Consider the following 23,079-nt stretch of genomic DNA (forward strand, 5'->3'; position numbering starts at 1 on the left):
TACCCAACTGGGCTACGCTGGGTGCATGACGGAGTTGGAGAAGGGGCCGCGAGGCCTGCGCCGCGGCAGGGGCGCACGAGAGCGCATCGTCGCCGCTTCACGACAGCTGTTCCGCGATCAAGGCATCAACAGCACTGGCCTGGACCAGCTCTGCGCGGTGGCCCAGGTGTCCAAGCGCACGTTCTACCAGCACTTCAAAGGCAAGGACGAGCTGATCGCCGAACACCTACGCCGGTTCGATCCCGACATCCTGCCCGAGGTGTTCGACCGGGCCGATCTCACACCCCGCGAACGGCTCCTCGCCGCCTTCGACATCCACGCGCCGCTATGCCCGTTCATCGCGGCCGCCGTCGAAATCCCCAACCCGGACCACCCGGCACGCGTACACGCCGCCGACTACAAGAAGGCATTTGCCGCGCGGCTCACCGAGACCGCGCGCGAGGCCGGCGCCACCGACCCCGAACAGCTCGGCGAACAACTGGCGCTGCTCCTGGATGGCGCTTCGGCCCGCAACCGCGTCCTCAACACCGAAACCTTTGCCACCGCCGCCGCCATCGCAGTCGTGCTCATCGACGACGCCATCCCCGCGCCAGCCGGCGGCGAGCTCAGCCGAAGTTGACGACAACGGGGAAGTCGAAGTCCCCCACGCCAGAGCGGCCCGCCCCTACCGACAAGCAGGCCCGCGCCCTCCGGCCAGTGAACGTTATGAAAGCTCGTCCACGCCGGGGGAGTCGTGGTGGGTGGCCACGTGGCGCTGGATTCGTTCGTTGAGGGCGGCGAGCGTGTCGAGCTCAGCCGGAGTGAACAGGTCGATGAAGTTGCGGCGGACGTCCTCCACGTGCCTGGGTGCGGCGTTCTCGATGGCGGCGCGGCCGGCCGGTAGCAGGCAGACCATCGTGCTGCGGGCGTCGTTGGGGTTGGGCTCGCGGCTGACGAGCCCGTCCTTCTGCATGCGACGCAACTGGTGAGAGACGCGGCTTTTCTCCCAGCTCAGTGCGATGCACAGGTCGCGGGCGGGCATGCGGTCTCCGTCGTGAGCCGAGAGCACTTCCAGGACCGCGTAGTCGGCCCCGGACAGGCCCGATTTCTGTAGGCCTCGGTTGAGATGCGCGACGAGCTGATAATTCGCATACACGAAGGCCCGCCAGGCGCGGTCCTCACGAGGGTTGAGCCAGTTCGGTGCCATCGGCTGCGATCCTACCCCCGTTGGTTGACGCATCACCAATCCCGACTTATGGTTGAGGAGTCAACCTTTTGATGGTCAACCGAGGGGATATTTCATGAGCAGCATCAGCATCATCGGCCTGGGCACCATGGCCAACGCTCTGGCCCAGCGCGCACTCGCGAGCGGCAACGCTGTCGAGGTCATCGGTCGCGACCCGGCCAAAGCCAACGAATTGGCCGCCACGCTCGACGGCGCCACCGTCGGGACGGCCGGCACCGCGCCAGCCGGCGACATCGTCATTCTCGCCGTGCCGTACGCCGCCGCGGCGGAGGTGGTCAGCGACTACGGGGACGCCCTGAACGGCAAGATTGTCATCGACATCACCAACCCCGCGAACTCCGATCTCTCAGGCTTTGTCACCCCCGAGGGCAGTTCCGGGGCTCAGGAGATCGCCGAGGCCGCCCCGACCGGCGCGCATGTCGTCAAGGCGTTCAACACCGTGTTTGCCAACGCGCTCTCTGCGGCCGAGGGCCGTTCGTTGGATGTGTTCATCGCCGGCGACGACGCGCAGGCCAAGGCCCAAGTATCGGTATTTATCGAGAGCCTGGGACTGCGTCCCTTGGATGCCGGGCCGCTGCCCATGGCGCAGACATTGGAGAACGCGGGCCTGCTGGAAATGAACCTGATGAACACCCTTAACCACACCAACTTCGCCCTGGGCATCACGGTTCTGGACTGAATCCTCCGACGCCCGCAATCCGAATCCAATCCGAAAAGGACATTCACATGCGCGTTTTCATCACCGGTGGGACCGGCCATGCCGGCTCGCACATCATCCCCGAACTCATCGGCGCCGGACACGAGGTCACCGGCCTGGCCCGGTCCGAGGAATCCGCGGCGGCGGTCTCTGCGCTGGGCGCGACGGTGCGTCGCGGCAGCCTCGAGGATCTCGACGGGCTCAAGGCGGCGGCCGCGGACTCCGACGGTGTCATCCACGTCGCCCACCGCCAAGACCTGCTTCCCTCCGGCGGGATGGACGCCGTGGCCGCCGCGGAGCTCCCGATCATGCACGCCTACGGCGAGGCCCTCGCCGGAACCGGAAAGCCGTTGGTCGTGGCCGGCAGCATCGGTGGCCCCGGGCAGGGCCTGGGCCGGCCGGCCACCGAGGAGGACCCGGCCCTTCCCAGCAGGGAGGAGGACAAGGGCACCCTGCGGGCTCGCAACGTGGTGGAACGCGCTGTCATCGGCCTCGCCGAGCAGGGAGTGCGGTCGTCGATCGTGCGGCTTCCGCTCATCGCACACAGCACGACCGATACTGCCGGCTTCCTCCCGCAGCTGATCGCTCTCGCCAAGGACAAGGGCTTCGCCGGATACCCCGGAGACGGCGCGAACGCGTGGAGCGCCGTTCACATCCGCGATGTCGCCTCCGTTTTCCGCTTGGCGCTGGAAAAGGGTCCGGCTGGCAGATATTGGCACGCGGTCCACGACGAGGGCATCCCGCTCCGAGAGATCGCCGAGGCCATCGGCAGCCGTCTGGACTTGCCCGTCGTGAGCGTTCCCGTGGACGAACTGATGGTGCCGGGATACTTCGGGCCCCTCGCGAGCCTGGTCACGAAGAACTACCCGGCATCCAACCTCATCACCCGCCAGACCTTGGGCTGGGAACCGGTTGAACTCGGCCTGCTCACCGATTTGGACAACGGCCACTACTTCTCCGCCAACAAAGACACAGGAGCAATCCCATGAACTCCTTCGCCTCGCACCGCGAAACGCTGGAATCCTTCGTTGATTGCATCAACGGCGCCGGCCGCGACGGCGTCGACGCAGGCACCCTCTCCCGTTTACTCGCCGCAGACGTGGTGATCTACGGGCCGTTCGGCGATGACCCGGTCAGCGGCCGCGACGCGGTCGTGGAGACCATTCGAAGCGTTAACAAACTGTCGACCGACGACACCTACACGGAGGTCCTCAGCGGTGACACCCACCACGCCGCGCTCTTCCGGCTGCAGATCGGGGACGCCGCGGTCAACGGAATCTTCTTGGTTCAGCTCAACGTGGACGGCGAGATCGCCGAGGTGAGAATCTTCTACCGCACACTGCCGGCCGGCGTCGCGCTCCAGCAGAACATGGCCAGAGCTCTCGGTTGGCAGCCCTGGAAACTGCGCACGGACGACTAGCCGGTGATCGCATTTCGCATCCCTTGCGGGCAGCAGGCTGAGCGATCACCTCCGCACCATCACGAGCCGGAATCAATGAAAGACGGTGGCAGTCAACCGTTTTCGCCTCTGTGTCGCAGTCCTGCTCGCAGCCGCAGGCTTTCGGCACCGCCGCCCAGTGTGCTCCTACGACGTCGGCACAGCCCTGCCCTGACACCCCAGTCGTCTTCGCCCACGGCACCGGTGAGGACCCCGGCGTCGGCCCCAACCGGCCAGGCATTCGTCGACGCGCTTGGTACGCGTCTCGGCGGCCGCTCGATGGATGTGTACCCGATCAAATATCCCACCGACGATCAGTGGTCGACCGGCCTCGACGGCATCAGAGATGCTGGCGCACACGTGGTTTCACTCCCTGGCGCGATATACCTGGCTACCGTCCGGTGAATGCACGCTTGAAATATGAATCTTGAACCCAAGGACCAGGGCTCGGGCTACTTCCCCGGTAAGAGGCGGCGTGGTGGGCCTCCCCACTTCATTCCGTCGGCGCGGAGGTTGCCATGACCGCCTCCACGGAAACGGTGATGTCGACGATGTCCCCGACCACCAGCGCGCCTCCAGATAGCACGGGAGTGTCGGTCATGACGCCGAAATCGCTACGCTTGAGCTTGATTACGCCTTCAAACCCCGACACCTCACCGCGCCCAAGGCCTGGACTCACGCCCAGAAATGAAAACGCCAGCGGCACGCGTTTGGTAATTCCGCGCAGGGTGAAGTCAGCCTCGAGCACCCAGTCGTCCTTCCCGACGCTATGTATACCGGTCGAGACGAGGATCGCGGCGGGGAACTCGTCGACGCCGAAGATGGCGGGTGCCCGTAGGTGCTGGTCGCGGTCCGGGTTGCCGGTGTTCACCGATCCGACCGATATGGTCGCCCAGACGCTCGGAGTTCCGTTCTCGGGCACCGTGATCGCGCCGGAGAAGTCATCGAAGCGCCCACGTACCTTGCCGATCACCAGGTGGCGCACCGAGAACGTGATGGACGAATGGACGGGGTCGATCGTCCACGTGCCGGGGGTGAGCTTCCGCTCGACAGTTGAGGCGACCTCGGTGCTCTTCTCGAGTTCCGACGGCAGTTCGTAGAGATTGCGCAAGACCAGGGCATTGCGGGCCTGGATGAGTACGCCCCCCTCGTCGATGCGTCCGAGTTCGATCGGTGCGAAGCCGAGATCGGTGCACAGCCCGGCCACCATGGCGCTCGCGGCGGAGTCATTGCTGGACACGAAGACGACGCGTTTTCCGAACTCGGGTGGACGCCTTTCAGCGAACTGCCTGGCGGCGGTTTGGTTGAACGACTTGACCACCGCGGCGCCGGGAAAGGCCTCGGCGTTGAACTCGGTCGACAGGCGGTCGCCGAGGATTTCCTTGGCCTCGGGCACCAGGAACGCGTTCGTCGCGTCGACGACGATCTTGCCGGACCAGTCGGTACGGCGCCGACCCAGCTCGCGGACCTGCAGGAAGGGGATGGCCAGGATGATCACATCCGCATCCAGGGCTGTGTCGAGACTGACCGGTGTGATCGAGTCGGACAGTTCGGTGACGTCGACCGTCTCCGGACCTCGCGTGCTGGCGAGCAGCGCGGGGACCTGCCGGTCGGAAAAGTGTTGCGCCAGAACCCGGCCGATGGTGCCGGTACCCACGATGGCGTACTGCAGAGCGCTGGTCATCGGACGACCTCCGAAGTCCGAGCGACCGCGATGAAGGCCGCCAGCGCGAGGAACACGGCGTTCACGGGCAACCGGTTGTTCTCTCGGCGTCGACCGTGGAACACCGCCGCGCCCACCTGTAGCAGCGCGAGGCCCACGGCGGCCGCGGGAGTCAGGATAGGCGCGACGCCGGTGAGCCACGGGAGGATCAGGCCGAGAGCGCCGGCGACCTCGGCGGCACCGATGAGTTTGATCGACGTCGCGGAAAACTCCTCGGCCGCGGCGGCCATCGACGGGTTCTTCGCCAGGCGCTCCTTCGGCGTCACTAGTTTCAGGCCACCGACCAGTAAGTAGGTGGCAGCGAGTAATCCGGACACGGTCCAGACCGCGATGTTCACGTGGGCTCCTCCAAGATGTGTGTGTCGCATAGGGCCGATGACCCGAGCGGCCGCCTGCGAATCTCGCACCACGCGGCGCCAAAGTCGTTAGTTGATGCATCAATCAACCTAGCAGGAGTTAACTTAAAGCGTCAACCAATGTGGCCCCGATCGAACGCCTCTGCGTGACGCGAACCGTGGCGCCTGGACAAGGACGGGACGCCGGCGGGGGCGCTGGGTTGCCGCGACGGAGCCGTCGACGGTTGACGGTTGAACTATCCTTCAGGTGGAGGAGGACGGATGACGATTGAGCGATCGGAAGCCATCGGGTCGTCGCGGTGACGCGACCCGGGCGTCGGCGTCGTCAGCCGGACACGGATTGGCTCGACGGCGATCAGCAGCGTGCGTGGCGCCAGATCCTCTCGATGATCATGGAGCTTCCGGCCGCCCTGGAAAGCGACCTGCAGCGCACCACCGGACTGACGACGTTCGAGTACCTCGTGCTGGCGAATCTGTCGGAAGCCGACGAGATGACGCTGCGGATGTCGGAGCTCGCCGCCAGGGCGAACTCCTCGTTGTCGCGGTTGTCCCATGTGGTCAGCCGCCTCGAGGGCAACGGGTTGGTGATCAAGCGGAGCTGTGCCGACGACGGCAGGGTGAGCGTCGTCGAACTCACGAAGGCGGGGAAGAAGAGGGTCGCCGCCGCGGCCCCCTTTCACGTCGCGAAGGTGCGCGAATTGGTGGTCGACCCGTTGACCAGGGCCGAGCTGATCAGCCTCGGCAAAGCGGCTGAGGCCATTACCGACCGGATAGCCGAATCGGGTTAGCCGGTTGGGGTCGCCCGTCGACGGTGACGCGTGGCCGACAGGGACCGGTTTGGCCGTTGGATTCGTCCGCGTCGGCGGGCTTGTCCACGATCGCCGTCTCGGTGGTATCGGATTACAGCCGCCGCGGCCTGGCGCTTAGAGGGCGAGCTGGTCCAATGCCCCACAGCCAGGTGCCGTCGAGTCGCGGGTGACAAGACGTTCGAGTACTCGGCGGGCTTGTTCGTCGGACGAGTGGTCAGCGCGGGGGACCGAGAATGACCTGTCCGAACTTGTCCGCTCCCTCGGCCATTCGCGCGGGCGAGATTTCGAATCCGTCCGGGCGCGGCGTTGCTTTGTCACGACCGGCATAGCGGAACATACCTTCGATTCCCGCGGGGGTGTTGACCATGAGCAGATCCGCTTTCTTGGATGTGATGCGATATGCGTGCGGAATGTTCTTGGGCAAGAACACGATACCGCCTTCCGATAGCTCCATCTCCTGGTCGTCGTACCAGAGCAACGCGGTCCCCTTGATCAGCATGAAGACCTCATCCTCACGCGTGTGTTTGTGATACGGGGGTGCTTCGCCCTCGCTAACATCGAAGCGTCCGATCATCAACTGGCCATCTGTGGCCTTGCCGTCGAGCAAGATCGCCAGCGTGCCGCCGTCGAGCCATTCCAACTGCTGCTGCTGCTCCGGTTGCGCCAGGTATGCCATGCTCATGCATCGTCTCAATTCGTTATCGGCGAGAGCAACGACGTTGCTCCCGAGTGGATCAGTCCGGCGACTCACACCAGTAGATCTCACCCCGGCGAACGCCTTAAAGGATCAGAAACCGAAACGCCCCGGCGACAAGCCGGGGCGTTCGATAGTCCGGATGCCGACCGTGGGGCCTACGCACGGAAATCGTTGGGATTTCCTACCTAAGCCCCACAGTCGGGCATCAACCGCTAGTGGTGGTGGTGATGGCCGTGGCCGTGTTCGTCCGCGTCGGCGGGCTTCTCGACGATCGCCGTCTCGGTGGTGAGCACCATCCGGGCCACCGACGCCGCGTTGACGACGGCCGAGCGGGTCACCTTGACCGGGTCGATGACGCCGGCGCCGAGCAGGTCGCCATAGGCGAGCGTCTCGGCGTTCAGCCCCTGCCCGGCGGGCAGCTCGCTGACCTTGTTCACCACGACCGAGCCGTCGAGCCCGGCGTTGGTGGCGATCCAGTACAGCGGGGCCGCCAACGCCTCGGAGAACACGTCGACCCCGAGCGCCTCGTCGCCGCTCAGCGTCCCGCGCAGTTCTTTCAGCGCCTTGCGGGCGTGAATGAGCGCCGTTCCGCCGCCCGCGACGATGCCCTCCTCGACGGCCGCCTTGGCAGCCGCGACGGCGTCCTCGACGCTTTCCTTGCGCTCCTTGAGCGCGGTCTCGGTGGCGGCACCAACCTTGATGACGGCCACGCCGCCGGCCAGCTTGGCCAGCCGCTCCTGCAGTTTCTCGCGGTCCCAATCCGAGTCGCTGTTCTCGATCTCGGCACGCAGCTGCTTGACGCGGGCCTCGACCGCGTCCTTGGAGCCGCCGCCCTCGACGACGATGGTGTCGTCCTTGCTGACCACCACGCGGCGGGCCGAACCCAGCACATCGGTGTCGACCTCGCGCAGCAGCAGCCCGGCGTCGGGGTTGATCACCTGCCCGCCGGTGACCACCGCGAGGTCCTCGAGGAACGCCTTGCGGCGATCGCCGAAGAACGGCGCCTTGACCGCGACGGCCTTCAGCGTCTTGCGAATCGAGTTGACGACCAGGGTCGCCAGGGCCTCGCCCTCGATGTCCTCGGCGATGATCAGCAGCGGTTTGCCCGATTCGGCGATCTTCTCGAGCATCGGCAGCAGGTCGGGCAGCGAGGTGATCTTCTCCTGGTGCAGCAGGATCACCGGGTCGTCGAGCACGGCCTCCTGCGAGTCGAAGTCGGTCACGAAATACGCCGACAGGAAGCCCTTGTCGAAGCCGACGCCCTCGGTGAACTCCAGCTCCGTGCTCAGGGTCGAGGATTCCTCGATGCTGACCACGCCGTCGGCGCCGACCTTGGTCATGGCCTCGCCGACCAGTTCGCCGATCTGCTGGTCGCGCGACGACACCGTCGCCACCTGCGCGATGCCCTCCTTGCCGGCCACCGGGGTGGCCTCCGCGAGCAGCGCCTCGGACACCGCGTCACCGGCCTTGCCGATCCCGACACCCAGCTCGATGGGGTTGGCGCCGGCGGCAACCATGCGCAGGCCATCCTTGATCAGCGCCTGCGCCAGCACGGTCGCCGTGGTGGTGCCGTCACCGGCGACGTCGTTGGTCTTGGTGGCCACCGACTTGACCAGCTGGGCGCCCAGGTTCTCGAACGGGTCCTCCAGGTCGATCTCGCGCGCGACGGTGACGCCGTCGTTGGTCACCGCCGGCCCGCCGAACGCCTTGGCCAGCACCACATGCCGGCCGCGCGGGCCCAGCGTCACCCGTACCGCGTCGGCGAGCTTGTTCACGCCGGCCTCCATGGCGCGGCGCGCGGTCTCGTCGTACTCAATGATCTTGCTCATCAGGCTCCTTCACGCGGAACGCATGCCGCCCCGGAAATCACCCGCGGGGTTATGTGCGGGGATCGCCGGGGCGGAACACGGTCCTTACTTGGATACGACAGCGAGCACGTCGCGGGCGGACAGGATCAGGTACTCCTCGCCGTTGTACTTGATCTCGGTGCCGCCGTACTTGCTGTAGATGACGGTGTCACCCTCCGAAACGTCCAGCGGGATCCGCTTCTCGCCGTCCTCGTCCCACCGGCCGGGGCCGACTGCGACGACGGTGCCTTCCTGCGGCTTCTCCTTGGCGGTGTCAGGAATGACCAGACCGGACGCGGTCGTGGTCTCGGCCTCGTTGGCCTGCACGAGAATCTTGTCCTCGAGTGGCTTGATGTTCACCTTCGCCACGATTGGAGCCCTCCACTAGTTAGATCGGGTCCGGGGCGTTCACCCCGGCCGGAGTTGGCGGTCGGTCCGGGGCACGCCCCGAACCGCCCGAATTATCAGTTGATCCAGCATCCATCCGTTGCCCGAGCGCCGTCGTCGCGGGTGCCGGCACAGGGCTTGGCCGATTGCCACCTAGCACTCTATACATGCGAGTGCTAGCACTCAAGGCCGCCCCGGTGCTTCTGGCGCATTGGCGTGTCCGCGCTGAGCGAACATCAGCTCACCTGCGCTTTTACCACGGGCAGGCCCGGGTCGCTGGGCACGTCCAGGGGCGACGGCGGTGCCCCCGCGGCCACCAGGTGCGCCGCGAAGGCGGCGATCATCGCCCCGTTGTCGGTGCACAGCCGCGGGCGGGGGATGCGCAGCGACAGCCCCGCGGCCGCGCAGCGCTGCATGGCGAGCTCCCGCAACCGCGAGTTTGCGGCCACTCCCCCGCCGATCAGCAGGGTCGAGACGCCCAGCGCGGTCGCCGCGCGGACCGCCTTCATGGTGAGCACGTCGGCGACGGCCTCCTGGAAGCCGGCGGCGATGTCGGCCGCGCGGAAGTCGGGATGGCTCGCGTGGCTTTCCATGTAGCGGGCGACCGACGTCTTGAGCCCGGAGAAGCTGAACGCGTACGCGTCGTCGGACGGGCCGGTCATCCCGCGCGGGAACGCGATGGCGTCCCTATCACCGGTGCGGGCCAGGTCGTCGAGCACCTTGCCGCCCGGATACCCCAGGCCCAGCAGCCGAGCCACCTTGTCGTAGGCCTCGCCGGCGGCGTCGTCGACGGTGCTGCCCAGCTCGACGATCGGTTCGCCGAGGGACCGCACGTGCAAAAGGTGGGTGTGCCCGCCGGATACCAGCAGCGCCACGCACTCGGGTAGCGGCCCGTGCTCGTAGACGTCAGCGGCCAGGTGCCCGCCCAGGTGGTTGACGGCGTAGAACGGCACGTCCCAGGCGGCCGCGTACGCCTTGGCCGCGGCGACTCCCACCAACAGGGCGCCGGCCAGCCCGGGCCCGATGGTGGCCGCGACAACGTCCGGTTTTTGGTCCGGCTTGTCCAGGCCGGCGGCCGCCAGCGCGCGGCGCATGGCGGGGCCCAGCGCCTCGAGGTGCGCGCGGGAGGCGATCTCGGGGACGACGCCGCCGAAGCGGACGTGTTCGTCGACGCTGGAGGCGACCTCGTCGGCGAGCAGGGTCACGCTGCCGTCATCACCGAGGCGCGCGATGCCGACTCCCGTTTCGTCGCAGGAGGTTTCGATGGCCAGGACGATCATGAGCGGGACTCCCTGCGCATGGTGTACGCGTCGGCGCCGCTGACCCGGTAGTAGCGCCGGCGCAGGCCGATCTGCTCGAACCCCGTGCTGCGGTACAGCGCGATGGCCGCTTCGTTGTCGGTGCGCACCTCCAGGTAGACGGCGCCGCCGTCGGCGAAGGCGAGCAGCTCGTCGAGCAACCGGCGGCCGATGCCCCGGCCCTGATAGCCCGGGTCCACCCCGATGGTGTGCACCTCGTACTCGAACGGCGGCGTGCGGCCCAGCCGCGAGATGCCGGCGTAGCCGACGAGCCTCCCGGCGACGCGCGCACCCACGTAGTGGTTGTGCTTGGCGGCCAGTTCCCGGTTGAACGCGACCGCGGGCCACGGGTCGTCGCCGGGGAACAACTGGGCCTCCAGCTCGGCGCAGCGCTCGGCGTCGGCGGGCGTCAACGCGCCGAGGGTCACGGGCTCGCTGCAGGCAGTCACCGGGGGGCCGCCAGGGGTTTTGCGTCGGGGCGGCGGAGATAGAGCGCGACGAGTGGGAGCGGGCGCTCCGACCAGTCGGGTACCGCCGCGACCAGGCCGGCGGGCGTGGGGTGGGCGGGCCCGCTGATCGGCAGGCCGAACAGCGCCGCGTGCTCGGGCGAGCCCGCCACCGCGCGCGCCGGTCCGGGGTCGACGTCGGCGGGGGCGTTGACTCCCGGTCCCGCCGTGCGGGACCCGTCGCGGTAGCGGGCCCAGTAGACCTCGCGGCGGCGGGCGTCGGTGACCACCAGGACGTCGCCGGTGGTGCGCACCCCGATGGCGTCCAGGCTGCACACCCCGCGCACCGGGATGCCCAGCGCGTGCCCGTAGGCGGCGGCCGTCGCCATCCCGGCCCGCAGCCCGGTGAAGGGGCCCGGCCCGCAACCCACCACGACGGCATCGAGGTCGGCCATCGTCAGCGCGGCGTCGGCGAGGGCGGCGAGAACGTTGGGCGTCAACCGCTCGGCGTGCGCGCGGGCGTCGACGGTCACCCGCTCGGCCAGCCCGGTGAGGACGCCGCGCTCCAGACCTACCAAGCCGGCCGTGACGGCCGGAGTCGAAGTGTCCAGGGCGAGAACGAGATTCACGGGCGCCCCCACTCCCAGGTGGCGATCCGCACGTCGGAGTGGCTGACCCGCTCCAAACGGATGTCCAGGTGCCGCTCGGCGAGGCGTTCGGCGAGGCCCTCGCCCCATTCGACCACGACGACGGCGTCGTCGAGATCGGTGTCGAGGTCCAGGGAGTCGAGCTCACCCAGCAGGTCGGCGCGGCCCTGGTCGAGGAGCCGGTACATGTCGACATGGATCATCGCCGGCGCGCCGCACCGCCGCGGCCGATGCACCCGGGCCAGCACGTACGACGGCGACGTGACGGGGCCGTCGACGTCCATCGCCGCGGCAATCCCCTTGGCCAGCACCGTTTTTCCCGCCCCGAGCGGGCCGGAGAGCACCACCACGTCGCCGGCCCGCAGTTCCCGGCCCAGCTGCGAGCCCAACGCGACGGTGTCCTCGACGCGCTCGCACGTGGCCGTGCCGACGGTCTCAACCACGGCGCCGCAACCGTTCCTTCAACCGCCGGTATCGCAGGGTCATCTCGCCCGGGACGGCCCGGTGGACGAGCCGGACCAGCCCGTCGTTGATGGCTTCCGGTTTGTCCAGCAGCGCCAGGTGACTGGCCCCGGCGACGATGACCAGCTCCGACCGCGGCAGCGAGGCGGCCATCTTGCGCGAGTATTCGTCCGGCGTGAGCAGGTCGTGGTCGCCGCACGCGATCAGGGTCGGCACCTTGAGCAATGTCCACAGCCCGGCGGTCTCGTCGTGCTTTTCCAGGGCGTCCAGGAAGCCGACCATGGTGGCGATCGGGGTGGCGTTCATCATCCGCTGGGAGAACGCGTCCAGGCTCCGGCTGACCTGCAGGTCGCTGTAGGACGCGGCCCGCAGGATCGGGCCGATCAGCGACCGCGACACGTTACGGCCGCGGTGCATCAGCTTGGGCGCGGAGCGGGCGGTGAACCGGAAGGCTTCCAGCGCCGGGTTTTTCAGGATCTCCCCCAGCGGCGACCGGGTGACCCCTTCGGCCGCAGAGGAAATGATTGCGGCGCCGACGATCCGGCGTCCGTACTGGTAGGGAAATTGGCGGGCGTGCGACAGCACCGTCATGCCACCCATCGAATGGCCGACCAGCAGGACCACCCCACGGGGTGCAACGGCACTCAGCACCGTTTCCAAGTCCTCGCCGAGTTGGGTGAGCGTGTAGGTCTCCGCCGCGCCTTCGCCGGACCGCCCGTGCCCGCGCTGGTCGTAGAACACCATCCGGACCGGCGGCGCCAGCCGATCGGGCAGCCGGGTCCGCTGGAAGTGGAACGCCCCCGTCCGCAGGCAGAAGCCGTGGACGAAGACCATGGTCACCTGCGCGTCCACCGGACCGGCCTCTCGGACGGCCAACGGCACCCCGTCGGGGGTGGTGACCACATAACCGCGGTCGCGGTCCAGCGTATCGAAATCCTCACCCGCGTAGGGGTCTTCGAGGGCGGCGGCACGCTGGGTCATCGACCGACGGGCGGAGGCTCCGACGATGGTGGCGACGGCGGTCACCCCGGCACCCCCCGCAAGCCAGGCCTTTTCCCTCTGCCGCCTGCGGGTTTTATCCGGGCTCAACGGTTTCGGCCTCGCGATAGGTTCTGGTGATCCGCCCCCGGGGGCTGGTGACCACTTCGTAGTGGATGGTGCCGAGCAGGTCGGCCCAATCTTGTGCGGTGGGTTCGCCGCTGGTGCCGGGCCCGAACAGGATCGCCTCGTCGCCCTCGGCCACGTCGACCGGTCCGGGACCCAGGTCGACCACGAACTGGTCCATGCAAATCCGGCCGGCGCCGGGCCGGCGCCTGCCGTCGATCAGCACCTCCAGACGTCCGCCCAGCGAGCGGAACACGCCGTCGGCGTAGCCGATCGGCAGCAGCGCCAGGGTGGTGTCGCGTTGCGCCGTCCAGGTGTGCCCATAGGACACGCTTTCACCCGCGCGAATCGACTTCACCAGCGCGACGGGACATTTCACCGTCATCGCCGGGACCAGCCCCATGTCGCCGAGCCCGGGAACCGGGCTCAGGCCGTACACCGCGATGCCGGGCCGCACCAGGTCGAAGGCCAGGTCGGGCCGCGACATCGTGGCCGCCGAATTCGCCAGGTGAGCAACCTCGAACCGCACGCCCTCGGCGCGCGCCAGCGCCAGCATGTCGGAAAGCCGTTGGGCCTGAACGTCGTTGATGGGGTTGTCGGGCTGGTCGGCATACACCATGTGCGACATCAGCCCCCGCAGCCGGACGGCGTCCTCGGCGACGGCCGCGCGCAGCGCGCTCAGCAGCGCCGGATACTGCGCCGGGGCGACGCCGTTGCGGTTGAGTCCCGTGTCCACCTTGACGGTGACCGTGGCCGTTCGGCCGGTCCGGCGCACCGCGTCGGCCACCTCGTCGAGCTGGCGCACCGAGGACACCGCGATCTCCACATCGGCCAGCAGCGCCGGCCCGAAGTCGATGCCGGGCGGGTGCAACCAGGCCAGCACCGGCGCGGTGATGCCGTCGGCGCGCAGCACCAGGGCCTCGTCGACGGTGGCGACGCCCAGCTCCGCCGCCCCGGCGGCCAGGGCCGCCCCGGCGACCCGCGTCGCGCCGTGCCCATAGCCGTCGGCCTTGACGACGGCCATCACACCCGCGCCGCCGGCGTGCTCGCGCAGCACCCGCACGTTGTGCGCGATGGCGTCCAGGTCCACGACGGCCTCCGCGAGGACGCCGGGCGTCAGGGATATCGGCGTAACGGCCACGGTTGCCATTCTCCCAGAAGTGCCCCAAGTGCCGCCGAGCGTCGACGTGTTACCGCGCATTCGGCCTGATCAGCGCGACAAGTCGACGTTCGGCGCCAGAAATCAGTGCGCGAAGTGCTGGGCCTCGTAGTGCCCGCCCGGCTTGAGCTTGTCCAGCGACGCCAGCGCGCTGCGGGCGTCGTCGTGCAGCGCCCGGGCCAGGTCGGCGGAGAGCCCTTCGCGCACCACGATGCGCAGCACCGAGATGTCGGTGGCGTTTTCGGGCATGGTGTAGGCGGGCACCTGCCAGCCGTAGCCGCGCAGCTCGTGGGAGAGGTCGAACTCGGTGTAGCCGCAGTTCCTGGCGAGCCGGAAGCTGACCACCGGGATGGCCGAACCGTCGGAGATCAGCTCGCAATGGTCGCCCACCCGCAGCTGCTCGCCCAGCCAGCGAGCCGTTGACGACAGCGACTGCATGACCTGCGTGTAACCCTCGCGGCCCAGTCGCAAGAAGTTGTAGTACTGGCCGACCACCTGGTTGCCGGCGCGGGAGAAGTTCAGGGTGAAGGTCGGCATGTCGCCGCCCAGATAGTTCACGTGGAACACCAGGTCTTCGGGCAGGTACTCCTTGCTGCGCCAGACCACGAACCCGACGCCGGGATAGGTCAGCCCGTACTTGTGGCCGCTGACATTGATCGAGACCACCCGCGGCAGCCGGAAATCCCACTTGATTTCCGGGTGCAGGAACGGCACCACGAACCCGCCGCTGGCGGCGTCGACGTGCACCGGAACGTCCACACCACCGCCGGCCGCCAGCTTGTCCAGCGCGGCGCAGATGTCGGCGACGGGTTCCAGCTCGCCGGTGTAGGTGGTGCCCAGGATGGCGACCACGCCGATGGTGTCCTCGTCGACGGCGTCGACGACCTGTTCGGGAGTGATGACGTAGCGCCCCTCCTCCATCGGCAGGTAGCGCGGTTCGACGTCGAAGTAGCGGCAAAACTTCTCCCAGACCACCTGGACGTTGGACCCCATCACCAGGTTGGGAGTGCGCTTCTCCCAGCCCTTTCCGACCTTTGCCCGCCAGCGCCACTTCATCGCGAGGCCGCCCAGCATCACCGCCTCGCTGGAGCCGATCGTCGACACCCCGATGGCGCTGAACGGATCGTCGTCACGCAGGTCGTCGGCGTGGAACAGGTCGGCCACCATGCAGACGCAGCGCTGCTCGATCGCCGCGGTCGCCGGGTATTCGTCCTTGTCGATCATGTTCTTGTCGAACGTCTCGGCCATCAACTTCCCGGCCTCCGGGTCCATCCAGGTGGTCACGAAGGTCGCCAGGTTCAGTCGCGAACTGCCGTCGAGCATCAGCTCGTCGTGGATGAAGCGGTAGGCGGTTTCCGGGTCCATCGACTCCTCGGGCAGCCGCAGCGCCGGCACCGGGGTGGTGAACATGCGGCCGGTGTAGGCCGGGGCGATGGAGTGCGCGGGCACGGACGGGTGGCTGAGGGTCACGATCGATCCTTTCGTTGGGCGGCTTGGAGCTACAGCGTGGCCAGGGCGGCCCGGATGTGCGGGACGATCCGCGACGACGACGTCGGCGCCTCACCGGGCCCGGGGTCGGCGGCCGCCAGCGCCGCCGCGCGCGCGTGCACGAAGGCCGCGGCCGCGGCGGCCTCGGCGGGCGGCAACCCCGACGCCAGCAGCGCGCCGATCATCCCGGACAGCACGTCGCCGGACCCGGCGGTGGCCGCCCAGGACTGCCCGGCGGGATTCAGATACACCGGGCCGCCGGGGTCGGCGATGATCGTCACGTTCCCCTTGAGCAGTACCGTCGCGCCGAACATGTCGGCCAGCTTGCGGCACGCGCCGACGCGGTCGTCCCCCGGCGGGTTACCCGCCAGCCGCGCGAATTCACCGGCATGCGGGGTCAGCACCGTCGGCGCGCTGCGGTTGACGACCAGCTCGGGGTGGGCCGCCAGGATGGTCAGCGCGTCGGCGTCCACGATCACCGGCAGGTCGGTGTCCAGCGCGAACCACAGCGCGGCGGCCCCGGTCTCGTCGGTGCCCAATCCCGGCCCCACGACCCAGGACTGCACCCGCCCGGCCGACGCCGGGGTGGGCGACGCGATCACCTCGGGCCACTGCGCCAGGACCTGCGTGTGCGCGCTGCCGGCGTAGCGGACCATGCCCGAGTGGGTGGCGACCGCGGCGCCGGTGCACAGGACGGCCGCGCCGGGATAGGTCGACGAGCCGGCCATCACCCCGGTGACGCCCTGGGTGTACTTGTCGTCGTGCGGGCCGGGCACCGGCCAGCGCGCGACGACGTCGGCGGCCTCGAACCCCAACACATCGGTTTTGGGCAGGTCGAGGCCGATGTCGATCAGCTCGACGCGCCCGCAGTCGGCGAGCGCGTGCACGGGTTTGAGTCCGCCGAAGGTGACGGTCAGCGCGGCGTGCACCGCCGGGCCGGTGATGGCCCCGGTTGCCACGTCGATGCCGCTGGGGATGTCGACGGCGACGACGGGGATGCCTTCGGCCGCCGCGAAAACCTCGGCCGCCGCCGGCCGCAGCGGACCCGAACCGGAGATCCCCACCACCCCGTCGATGACGAGATCCGTTGTGGGCTGGACACTTTCAACGATGCGGCCGCCGGCCTTGCGGAACGCGGCCAGCGCCTTGCGGTGGGTGCGCTCGGGGTTGAGCAGCACCGCGTCGGCGGCCGCGCCACGGCGGCGCACGTAGGTCGCGGCCCACAGCGCGTCACCGCCGTTGTCGCCGGAGCCGACGACCGCGCACACCCGGCGCCCGGCCACCCCGCCCGCCCGCGCGGTCAACTCGGCGAGGATCTCGGTCGCCAGGCCGAACGCCGCGCGGCGCATCAGCGCGCCGTCGGGCAGGCTCGCCAACAGCGGAGCTTCGGCGTCGCGGATGGCGTCAACACAGTAGTAGTGCCGCATCACCGCAAGCATTCCATGCCCTAGGTGGGCGGGGCGAACGCCTCGGTCAACCATTCGGTCATCGCCGCGGCCAGCGCTTCGTGATTCTCGCGCTTGACGATCTCGTGGCCGTCGTCGGCGAACAGCAGGTAGCGCACCTCGCGGCCCGCCTCCCGCAGCGCCGCGACGATCTGCTCGGATTCCCCGACCGGGACGTTGGTGTCGTGGGCGCCGTGTACGACGAGCAACGGCGCGGTCAGGGCGTCGACCCGGCGCAGCGGCGACAGCCGCTCCAGCAGTTCGCGGTCGTAGACCGGGTGGCCGTACTCCGGGTAGGCGGCATCGGCGATCCACGGCTCGGTGTTGCGGTAGAACGTGGTCAGGTCGCTCATCCCGCAGATGGCGACGCCCGCGGCGAACAACTCCGGGTAGAACGTCATGGCCGCCATCGTCAGGTAGCCGCCGTAGGACCAGCCGGCGCAGCCGATTCGGCCGGGGTCGGCCACCTCGTTGTCCACCAGGAAGCGCACGCAGTCGGCGACGTCATCGATGGCCGCGAACCGCTTCTCCTTGTTGTCTGCGTGCACGAAGGTGCGTCCCAGCCCGCCGGAGCCGCGCACGTTCGGGGTCAGCACGCTGATCCCGGCGTTGAGCAGATCCGGGAAGATCTCGCTGTAGTCGGGCCGCGCCTGCCCCTCCGGGCCGCCGTGCAGGTACACCAAAGCGCCTGAGCCGGAGCCAGTTACGGCCGACCGGTACAGCCACGACGGCAGGTTCAGCCCGTCGCGCGCGGTGATCGACTCCAGCGTCGGCCGCGCGGAAAAGCCGCGGGCCAGCGGGCCGCGGCTGGGTTCGTGATCCACGAGTTGCCATTCCCGGGTGCGCGGGTCGACCAGCTCGACGGTGCGCGGCAGCGCCGGGCCCTGCACGGTCATCGCCACCATCGAGCCGCCGGCGCTCAGCGACAGCTCCCCGGCCACATCGCCCGGCAGCGGAATCGGTTCCTGAAGTGTGTAGTCGGTGTGGTCGAGGATCTGTAACTCGCTGCGGCCCTGCAGGTTCCAGAGCAGGGCGACGGTAGACATGTCGGCGCTGACGGCGAACTCGTCGAGGTCGCAGCCCGGGCGCTCGGCCACCACGAAGTAGCTCACGCCGTCCAGCGTGGCGATCACCTCGAGCAGCCGGGCATGTTCACAGCCGTTGTCGCTGATGAGCAGCGCGCGGAAGTATCCGTCGGCGCCCACGCCCGGTTTGTACAGCCTGGCGAGTTCGCCGGTCGGCCCGTAACGCAGGCGGCGGGGATGGTGATCGTCGAGGATCGCGCCGCTGGCCGTCACCGCACCGGGATCGGAAGGCAGCAGAGCGATTTCGGTGTCCCCGTGCAGCATGACCATTTCCTGGTAGCCGCGCGGCCCGACCCGGATCAGCGCCGCGCCGGCCCACGCGTCGACGAGCCGGGCGCCGGAACGGCGGTCCAGCACGGTGCAACCGCCGTCGGCCGGATCGATCAGGCACGACTGCCCCACCCCGTCCTCGCCCGTCAGGATGGCCGCGATCCGGGTGCCGTCCCACCCGATCAGCTCGGCGGTCCCGTCCTCCTCGCGGTCGGCGCGCCAGGCCATCCGGTCCTCGGGATCGGTGGTGACGACCCAGATCTGGTGGCGGGTGCCGCCCTCGGGGGCCACCTCGCAGGCCAGCCAGTGACCGTCGGCGGAGTGGACGACCCGCGAGACCGGGCCCTCGACCGGGAGTTCGACGTTCCGCGGCGCGCTGAACTGGCGGCCGTGCAGGAAGCGCTGCACCGCATGGGGATAGCCGCCGTCGTCGACGAGGTGGGCGAACGCGGTGGCGTCGGGTGACAGCGATGCGCCGTAGAGCGCGCGAACCCCCATCGCTACCCCTCGCGCGAACCGATCCGCCGGAACGCGGCTCGCAGGTGCGCCGGATTCAGCGCCGGACGCTTGCGTTCCTGCGCCATCGGGTAGAAGCACAGCCCGATGAGGATCGCGGCGAAGTGGCCGATCGCGGTGAAGTTCACGCCGTGGCGGCTCATCGTCAGCAGCGGAAAACCGAAGATGACGAACAGCACACCGAGGTAGCCCCAGCGCCAGGGCCGCGCGATGTGATAGGTCAGCACGGCCATCACGCCGACCAGGAAATAGCTGACCCCGATGTCGCGGGCGTGCACCAGCCGCTCGGAGGCCTCGTGCTCCTCGATCGCGTAGTACAGGATGCCCTCGCCGATATACGTCGCGAGAATGTGGGAGGTCAATCCGACCGTGAGCCAACGCAATTGGCCGAGCCAGTGTTCGGCCGGCGCGAGGAACAGCGTGAACAGCAGCAGGTACGGTTCCAGGTTCTTGCCGTCGAGCCACAGCAGGCTGGAGAACAGCACGTCGAGCGGATCGGTTCCCAATGCGTGAATGTTGGTGGAACGGTGCAGCAGCACCGAGTGCAGTTGGCGCCCGGGCAGTTCGTTCTGGATGATCGTTGTGATCGTCAGGACCAGCAGCCAGGCGTAGGTCAGCGGCGCGGTGATGACGAAGCGCCACACCGCGAGCCAGATGCGCCGCAGCCGCGTGCTCACCGATGCGTTCGCCACAAGTTCAACTGTTGCACGCCCGGCGTTGCTACGCGACGGCGGACGGCTCGGGTTTCAGGTGCCGCCACCAGCAGAAGATGTAGAGCAGCATCGCGTTCACGAGCGCGACGATCACCCACAACGTCACGGTGACATCGACCCACGACCCGATGGGCGGCGCGTCGGGCAGCGCGTTGCGCAGCGGCATGATCGCGAACAGCATCGCCGCATACCACGTCGTCATCGGAGGCTGAAATCTTCGCCGGTCCAGCGCCGTCAGCACGGCGACCGAAAGACCGATCGCGGCGATCGCGATCATCATGGCGACGATGACGGCGGCGAAGGCCGCCGTGCTCGGAGACCGGTGCAATTCCACTCGGTAGGGCTTGGCGATGGGCGCGGCGATATCCGATCTGCCGCTGACGGGTATGTCGACGCGCCAACCCGGAATGCGGTCGACGAACGTGACCGACGCCCGTTGCGGCACCGGGGAATCGCCGTGGAAAAGATCGACCGTGATCGGCCCCGAGTGGTAGTGATCGAAGGGCCACTCCGACGGGTCGCCGGTGATGGTCAGCGGGACGGGAGACACGCCCGGCACCGTGCCCGTCGCCCAGGTGCGCTTGGTGGGCGTCACCGCGGAGTGGACGGCGACGGTGAGATCCTCGGTGAGGCCGCCGGTCTGCGGATCGAGCAGCTCAGGCCCCGGCGACACGGTGACGTTGCCGCTCAGCCCGCCCTTGACCGACTGGAGCTCCTGGAGATCGATGGTCACGGTGGTCCCGTCGGTCGCCGGCTGCCCCTGGGTGATTTGACGGGGGCAGCCGCACCCGGACCTGGAATAGAGCCCGACCGTGATGGCGTAGGTCGCCACGAAGAGCACCACCAGGCCGATGATCAGCACCCTTCCGAAGCGCCCGCCGCGCTTCGCCGAACCATCCGCCGACAACGTGCCTCCCGTTCGCTCGCGTGACTTGACCGTCCGGAGATTGTACGGGCTATTCGACGGTGACGGACTTGGCCAGGTTTCGCGGCTTGTCGACGTCGTAGCCGCGGGCCTGCGCGACCGACGCGGCGAACACCTGCAGCGGGATGGTGGACAGCAGCGGCTGCAGAAGCGTTGACACCGAGGGGATTTCGATGAGGTGATCGGCGTAGGGACGCACGGTGTCGTCGCCCTCTTCGGCGATCACGATGGTCACCGCGCCGCGGGTCTGGATCTCGCGGATGTTGGACAGCAGCTTGGCGTGCAGCGTGGCCTGCCCCTTGGGTGAGGGCATGACGACGATCACGGGCAGGTCGTCTTCGATCAGCGCGATCGGGCCGTGCTTGAGCTCACCGGCGGCGAAGCCCTCGGCGTGCATGTAGGCCAGTTCCTTGAGCTTCAGCGCGCCCTCCAGCGCCACCGGGTAGCCGACGTGGCGACCCAGGAACAGCACGGTCGAGGACTGGGCGAACCGGTGCGCCAGCGCGGCCACCGGCTCGATCATCGCCAGCACCCGGGCCACCAGGTCGGGCATCGCCTCCAGCTCGCGGTACTCGCGCTCGACCTCGTCGGGGTACTTGGTGCCGCGGGCCTGCGCCAGCGCCAGGCCGACCAGGTAGTTGGCGGCGATCTGCGCCAGGAAGGTCTTGGTGGAGGCCACGCCGATCTCCGGGCCGGCGCGCGTGTAGAGCACGGCGTCGCACTCGCGCGGGATCTGCGAGCCGTTGGTGTTGCAGATCGCCAGCACCTTGGCCTTCTGCTCCTTGGCGTGGCGGACCGCTTCCAGGGTGTCGGCGGTCTCCCCGGACTGCGAGATGGCCACGACGAGGGTGCTGCGGTCCAGCACCGGGTCGCGGTAGCGGAACTCGCTGGCCAGCTCGACCTCCACCGGCAGCCGGGTCCAGTGCTCGATCGCGTACTTCGCGAGCAGCCCGGAGTGGTAGGCGGTGCCGCAGGCCACCACGAACACCTTGTCGATCTCGCGGAGTTCCTGGTCGGACAGGCGCTGCTCGTCCAGGACGATCCGGCCGTTGACGAAGTGCCCGAGCAGGGTGTCGGCCACCGCGGTGGGCTGCTCGGCGATCTCCTTGAGCATGAAGTACGGGTAGCCGCCCTTTTCGGCGGCGGCCAGGTCCCAGTCGATGTGGAACTCGCGGTACTCGACGTCGACGTTGCCGTGGAAGTCGGTGATGCGGTAGCCGTCCGCGCTGATCACGACGGCCTGGTCCTGGCCGAGTTCCACGGCGTTGCGGGTGTGTTCGATGAACGCCGCCACGTCGGAGCCGACGAACATCTCGCCCTCGCCGACCCCGATTACCAGCGGCGTCGAGCGACGGGCCGCCACGATGGTGCCCGGCTCGTCGGCGTTGGCGAAGACCAGGGTGAAGTGGCCCTCGAGCCGGCGCAGCACCGCCAGCACCGAGGCTGTGAAATCACCGGCAGTCGCGCCATTCCGGTAGGCCTGCGCCACCAGGTGCACTGCCACCTCGGTGTCGGTGTCGCTGGCGAACTCCACGCCGGCCGCCTCCAGCTCGTGGCGCAGCTCCGGGAAGTTCTCGATGATGCCGTTGTGGACGACGGCGATCTTGCCGGCGGCGTCGCGGTGCGGGTGCGCGTTGCGGTCGGTGGGACGACCGTGGGTGGCCCAGCGGGTGTGGCCCAGGCCCGTGGTGCCCACCTTCGACGCCGGCGCCATCTCGGCGACCGCCTCTTCCAGGTTGGCCAGCCGGCCGGCGCGACGCCGGACGGTCAGTTTGCCCTCGCGGTCGACCAGCGCGATCCCCGATGAGTCGTAGCCGCGGTACTCCATCCGGCGCAGCGCGTCCATGACGACCTCGCAGGCCGGGCGGTGCCCGACGTAGCCGACAATCCCGCACATCCTGAACAGGGTAGTGCAGCGATCGCGCTGGCCCCGCCAGCACGCCCCCGACCTGCGGCTATCGCGCGCCGGTCGCGCCAAGAAATCGTTGAGAATCCCTCCAGGCGCGGGCCCGAAGCTATAGCCATCGACACCAGGCACGGGAAGGACCGCCGCGATGCATTCACACCGCCTTCACGAACGATCGGCGTTCATTTCACCGGATGTATTCGCGTCGTTCCCATTGGCATCCGCTATCCAGCAACTTCCAGCCTTACACTGCGAAATGTCGGGTAACAGCTGGCAACAACTCGCGGCCAGCGGAAAGAACAACGGGGGTGACGCTCGGCCTTCAACGGCAAATATGCCCTTCTACCAGGTATTTGACGCAACGAAGCGCCGCCGAAAATCTGGCCGGCAATAACCGCCAACGCCAATAGTTCAACTTTTCGTAAACCTCACGCAA

At 68.5% G+C, this 23,079-nt stretch carries 23 protein-coding genes and 1 pseudogene; 6 read left to right on the forward strand and 18 right to left on the reverse strand.

What is annotated here, in order from left to right; all coding sequences use genetic code 11:
• Window positions 1–25: 25 nt before the first annotated feature.
• The gene (locus A5787_RS05420) at window positions 26–619 is read left to right on the forward strand and encodes a TetR/AcrR family transcriptional regulator (protein ID WP_066962739.1); all 594 of its coding nucleotides are present in this window, start codon (window positions 26–28) and stop codon (window positions 617–619) included.
• Window positions 620–703: 84 nt separating this feature from the next.
• Here A5787_RS05420 and A5787_RS05425 read toward each other — a convergent pair whose 3' ends face one another.
• Window positions 704–1,186 carry a MarR family winged helix-turn-helix transcriptional regulator gene (locus A5787_RS05425; protein ID WP_066962742.1) on the reverse strand — a complete coding sequence of 161 codons (483 nt, stop codon included), beginning with the start codon at window positions 1,184–1,186 and terminating at the stop codon, window positions 704–706.
• 94 nt (window positions 1,187–1,280) lie between these two features.
• On the opposite strand from A5787_RS05425, the gene A5787_RS05430 reads away from it, so the two are divergent.
• The 4 genes and pseudogenes from A5787_RS05430 to A5787_RS26430 all read left to right on the forward strand — a co-directional run.
• Window positions 1,281–1,904: an NADPH-dependent F420 reductase gene (locus tag A5787_RS05430; protein ID WP_066962745.1), complete on the forward strand. Its 624-nt coding sequence runs from the start codon at window positions 1,281–1,283 to the stop codon at window positions 1,902–1,904.
• Window positions 1,905–1,951: 47 nt separating this feature from the next.
• A complete protein-coding gene (locus A5787_RS05435) occupies window positions 1,952–2,911 on the forward strand; it encodes an SDR family oxidoreductase (RefSeq protein WP_066962748.1) in 960 nt (319 codons plus the stop codon).
• Window positions 2,908–3,342 (forward strand): hypothetical protein, encoded by a 435-nt coding sequence (locus A5787_RS05440; protein ID WP_066962750.1) that lies wholly within the window; start codon window positions 2,908–2,910, stop codon window positions 3,340–3,342. Before A5787_RS05435 ends, A5787_RS05440 begins: the two co-directional genes overlap by 4 nt.
• Window positions 3,343–3,452: 110 nt before the next feature.
• Window positions 3,453–3,732: pseudogene (locus A5787_RS26430) on the forward strand (cutinase family protein); the annotation flags it as partial.
• A gap of 121 nt (window positions 3,733–3,853) precedes the next feature.
• Here the strand turns inward: A5787_RS26430 and A5787_RS28750 are convergent.
• Together A5787_RS28750 and A5787_RS05450 are read right to left on the reverse strand one after the other, a co-directional pair.
• Complete coding sequence (locus A5787_RS28750) at window positions 3,854–5,017, reverse strand: YceI family protein (RefSeq protein ID WP_197506963.1); 1,164 nt, start codon at window positions 5,015–5,017, stop codon at window positions 3,854–3,856.
• 23 nt (window positions 5,018–5,040) lie between these two features.
• Window positions 5,041–5,421, reverse strand: a complete 381-nt coding sequence (locus tag A5787_RS05450; protein ID WP_066962753.1) for a DoxX family protein — start codon at window positions 5,419–5,421, stop codon at window positions 5,041–5,043.
• Between the two features lie 317 nt (window positions 5,422–5,738).
• Here A5787_RS05450 and A5787_RS05455 point away from each other — a divergent pair, with 317 nt between their 5' ends.
• Entirely contained in the window at window positions 5,739–6,227 is a 489-nt protein-coding gene (locus tag A5787_RS05455) for a MarR family winged helix-turn-helix transcriptional regulator (protein WP_231993834.1), read from the forward strand.
• A 235-nt stretch (window positions 6,228–6,462) separates the two neighbouring features.
• On the opposite strand, the gene A5787_RS05460 is transcribed toward A5787_RS05455, so the two are convergent.
• From A5787_RS05460 to glmS, 15 genes are all read right to left on the reverse strand, one after another.
• Entirely contained in the window at window positions 6,463–6,924 is a 462-nt protein-coding gene (locus tag A5787_RS05460; RefSeq protein WP_197506965.1) for a cupin domain-containing protein, read from the reverse strand.
• A 233-nt stretch (window positions 6,925–7,157) separates the two neighbouring features.
• A complete protein-coding gene (gene groL / locus A5787_RS05465) occupies window positions 7,158–8,774 on the reverse strand; it encodes a chaperonin GroEL (protein WP_066962756.1) in 1,617 nt (538 codons plus the stop codon).
• An 84-nt stretch (window positions 8,775–8,858) separates the two neighbouring features.
• A complete protein-coding gene (gene groES, locus A5787_RS05470) occupies window positions 8,859–9,161 on the reverse strand; it encodes a co-chaperone GroES (protein ID WP_007167930.1) in 303 nt (100 codons plus the stop codon).
• Between the two features lie 254 nt (window positions 9,162–9,415).
• Window positions 9,416–10,459, reverse strand: a complete 1,044-nt coding sequence (gene tsaD / locus A5787_RS05475) for a tRNA (adenosine(37)-N6)-threonylcarbamoyltransferase complex transferase subunit TsaD (RefSeq protein ID WP_066962759.1) — start codon at window positions 10,457–10,459, stop codon at window positions 9,416–9,418.
• Window positions 10,456–10,926 (reverse strand): ribosomal protein S18-alanine N-acetyltransferase, encoded by a 471-nt coding sequence (gene rimI / locus A5787_RS05480; protein ID WP_066962762.1) that lies wholly within the window; start codon window positions 10,924–10,926, stop codon window positions 10,456–10,458. Before rimI ends, tsaD begins: the two co-directional genes overlap by 4 nt.
• The gene (gene tsaB / locus A5787_RS05485; RefSeq protein WP_066963063.1) at window positions 10,923–11,552 is read right to left on the reverse strand and encodes a tRNA (adenosine(37)-N6)-threonylcarbamoyltransferase complex dimerization subunit type 1 TsaB; all 630 of its coding nucleotides are present in this window, start codon (window positions 11,550–11,552) and stop codon (window positions 10,923–10,925) included. The genes rimI and tsaB overlap by 4 nt, the downstream gene beginning before the upstream one ends.
• On the reverse strand, window positions 11,549–12,013 hold the full coding sequence (gene tsaE / locus A5787_RS05490) for a tRNA (adenosine(37)-N6)-threonylcarbamoyltransferase complex ATPase subunit type 1 TsaE (RefSeq protein WP_066962765.1): 465 nt from the start codon (window positions 12,011–12,013) through the stop codon (window positions 11,549–11,551). The genes tsaB and tsaE overlap by 4 nt, the downstream gene beginning before the upstream one ends.
• Complete coding sequence (locus A5787_RS05495; RefSeq protein WP_197506966.1) at window positions 12,006–13,058, reverse strand: alpha/beta fold hydrolase; 1,053 nt, start codon at window positions 13,056–13,058, stop codon at window positions 12,006–12,008. Before A5787_RS05495 ends, tsaE begins: the two co-directional genes overlap by 8 nt.
• A 49-nt stretch (window positions 13,059–13,107) precedes the next feature.
• On the reverse strand, window positions 13,108–14,277 hold the full coding sequence (gene alr / locus A5787_RS05500; protein WP_197506967.1) for an alanine racemase: 1,170 nt from the start codon (window positions 14,275–14,277) through the stop codon (window positions 13,108–13,110).
• A 102-nt stretch (window positions 14,278–14,379) separates the two neighbouring features.
• On the reverse strand, window positions 14,380–15,765 hold the full coding sequence (locus tag A5787_RS05505) for a glutamate decarboxylase (protein ID WP_066962774.1): 1,386 nt from the start codon (window positions 15,763–15,765) through the stop codon (window positions 14,380–14,382).
• A gap of 29 nt (window positions 15,766–15,794) precedes the next feature.
• Window positions 15,795–17,210, reverse strand: a complete 1,416-nt coding sequence (locus tag A5787_RS05510; RefSeq protein WP_066963066.1) for a bifunctional ADP-dependent NAD(P)H-hydrate dehydratase/NAD(P)H-hydrate epimerase — start codon at window positions 17,208–17,210, stop codon at window positions 15,795–15,797.
• A gap of 20 nt (window positions 17,211–17,230) precedes the next feature.
• Window positions 17,231–19,081 (reverse strand): S9 family peptidase, encoded by a 1,851-nt coding sequence (locus A5787_RS05515; protein WP_066962777.1) that lies wholly within the window; start codon window positions 19,079–19,081, stop codon window positions 17,231–17,233.
• Between the two features lie 2 nt (window positions 19,082–19,083).
• Window positions 19,084–19,791 (reverse strand): rhomboid-like protein, encoded by a 708-nt coding sequence (locus A5787_RS05520; RefSeq protein ID WP_369829081.1) that lies wholly within the window; start codon window positions 19,789–19,791, stop codon window positions 19,084–19,086.
• Window positions 19,792–19,819: 28 nt separating this feature from the next.
• Window positions 19,820–20,719 (reverse strand): DUF4436 domain-containing protein, encoded by a 900-nt coding sequence (locus A5787_RS05525; RefSeq protein ID WP_231993838.1) that lies wholly within the window; start codon window positions 20,717–20,719, stop codon window positions 19,820–19,822.
• Window positions 20,720–20,768: 49 nt separating this feature from the next.
• Window positions 20,769–22,634 (reverse strand): glutamine--fructose-6-phosphate transaminase (isomerizing), encoded by a 1,866-nt coding sequence (gene glmS / locus A5787_RS05530; protein ID WP_066962780.1) that lies wholly within the window; start codon window positions 22,632–22,634, stop codon window positions 20,769–20,771.
• Window positions 22,635–23,079: the final 445 nt, after the last annotated feature.

Origin of the sequence: Mycobacterium sp. 852002-50816_SCH5313054-b (genome assembly GCF_001667185.1) — a bacterium.
Taxonomy (GTDB): Bacteria; Actinomycetota; Actinomycetes; order Mycobacteriales; family Mycobacteriaceae; genus Mycobacterium.

Coding starts and splice junctions, on each gene's coding strand:
- A5787_RS05435 (WP_066962748.1), top strand. CDS start 1,952: ATGCGCGTTTTCATCACCGGTGGGACCGGCCATGCCGGCTCGCACATC.
- A5787_RS05510 (WP_066963066.1), bottom strand. CDS start 17,210: ATGCGGCACTACTACTGTGTTGACGCCATCCGCGACGCCGAAGCTCCG.
- groL (WP_066962756.1), bottom strand. CDS start 8,774: ATGAGCAAGATCATTGAGTACGACGAGACCGCGCGCCGCGCCATGGAG.
- A5787_RS05515 (WP_066962777.1), bottom strand. CDS start 19,081: ATGGGGGTTCGCGCGCTCTACGGCGCATCGCTGTCACCCGACGCCACC.
- A5787_RS05430 (WP_066962745.1), top strand. CDS start 1,281: ATGAGCAGCATCAGCATCATCGGCCTGGGCACCATGGCCAACGCTCTG.
- A5787_RS05460 (WP_197506965.1), bottom strand. CDS start 6,924: ATGGCATACCTGGCGCAACCGGAGCAGCAGCAGCAGTTGGAATGGCTC.
- A5787_RS05425 (WP_066962742.1), bottom strand. CDS start 1,186: ATGGCACCGAACTGGCTCAACCCTCGTGAGGACCGCGCCTGGCGGGCC.
- A5787_RS05420 (WP_066962739.1), top strand. CDS start 26: ATGACGGAGTTGGAGAAGGGGCCGCGAGGCCTGCGCCGCGGCAGGGGC.
- glmS (WP_066962780.1), bottom strand. CDS start 22,634: ATGTGCGGGATTGTCGGCTACGTCGGGCACCGCCCGGCCTGCGAGGTC.
- A5787_RS05440 (WP_066962750.1), top strand. CDS start 2,908: ATGAACTCCTTCGCCTCGCACCGCGAAACGCTGGAATCCTTCGTTGAT.
- tsaD (WP_066962759.1), bottom strand. CDS start 10,459: ATGATCGTCCTGGCCATCGAAACCTCCTGCGACGAAACGGGAGTCGGC.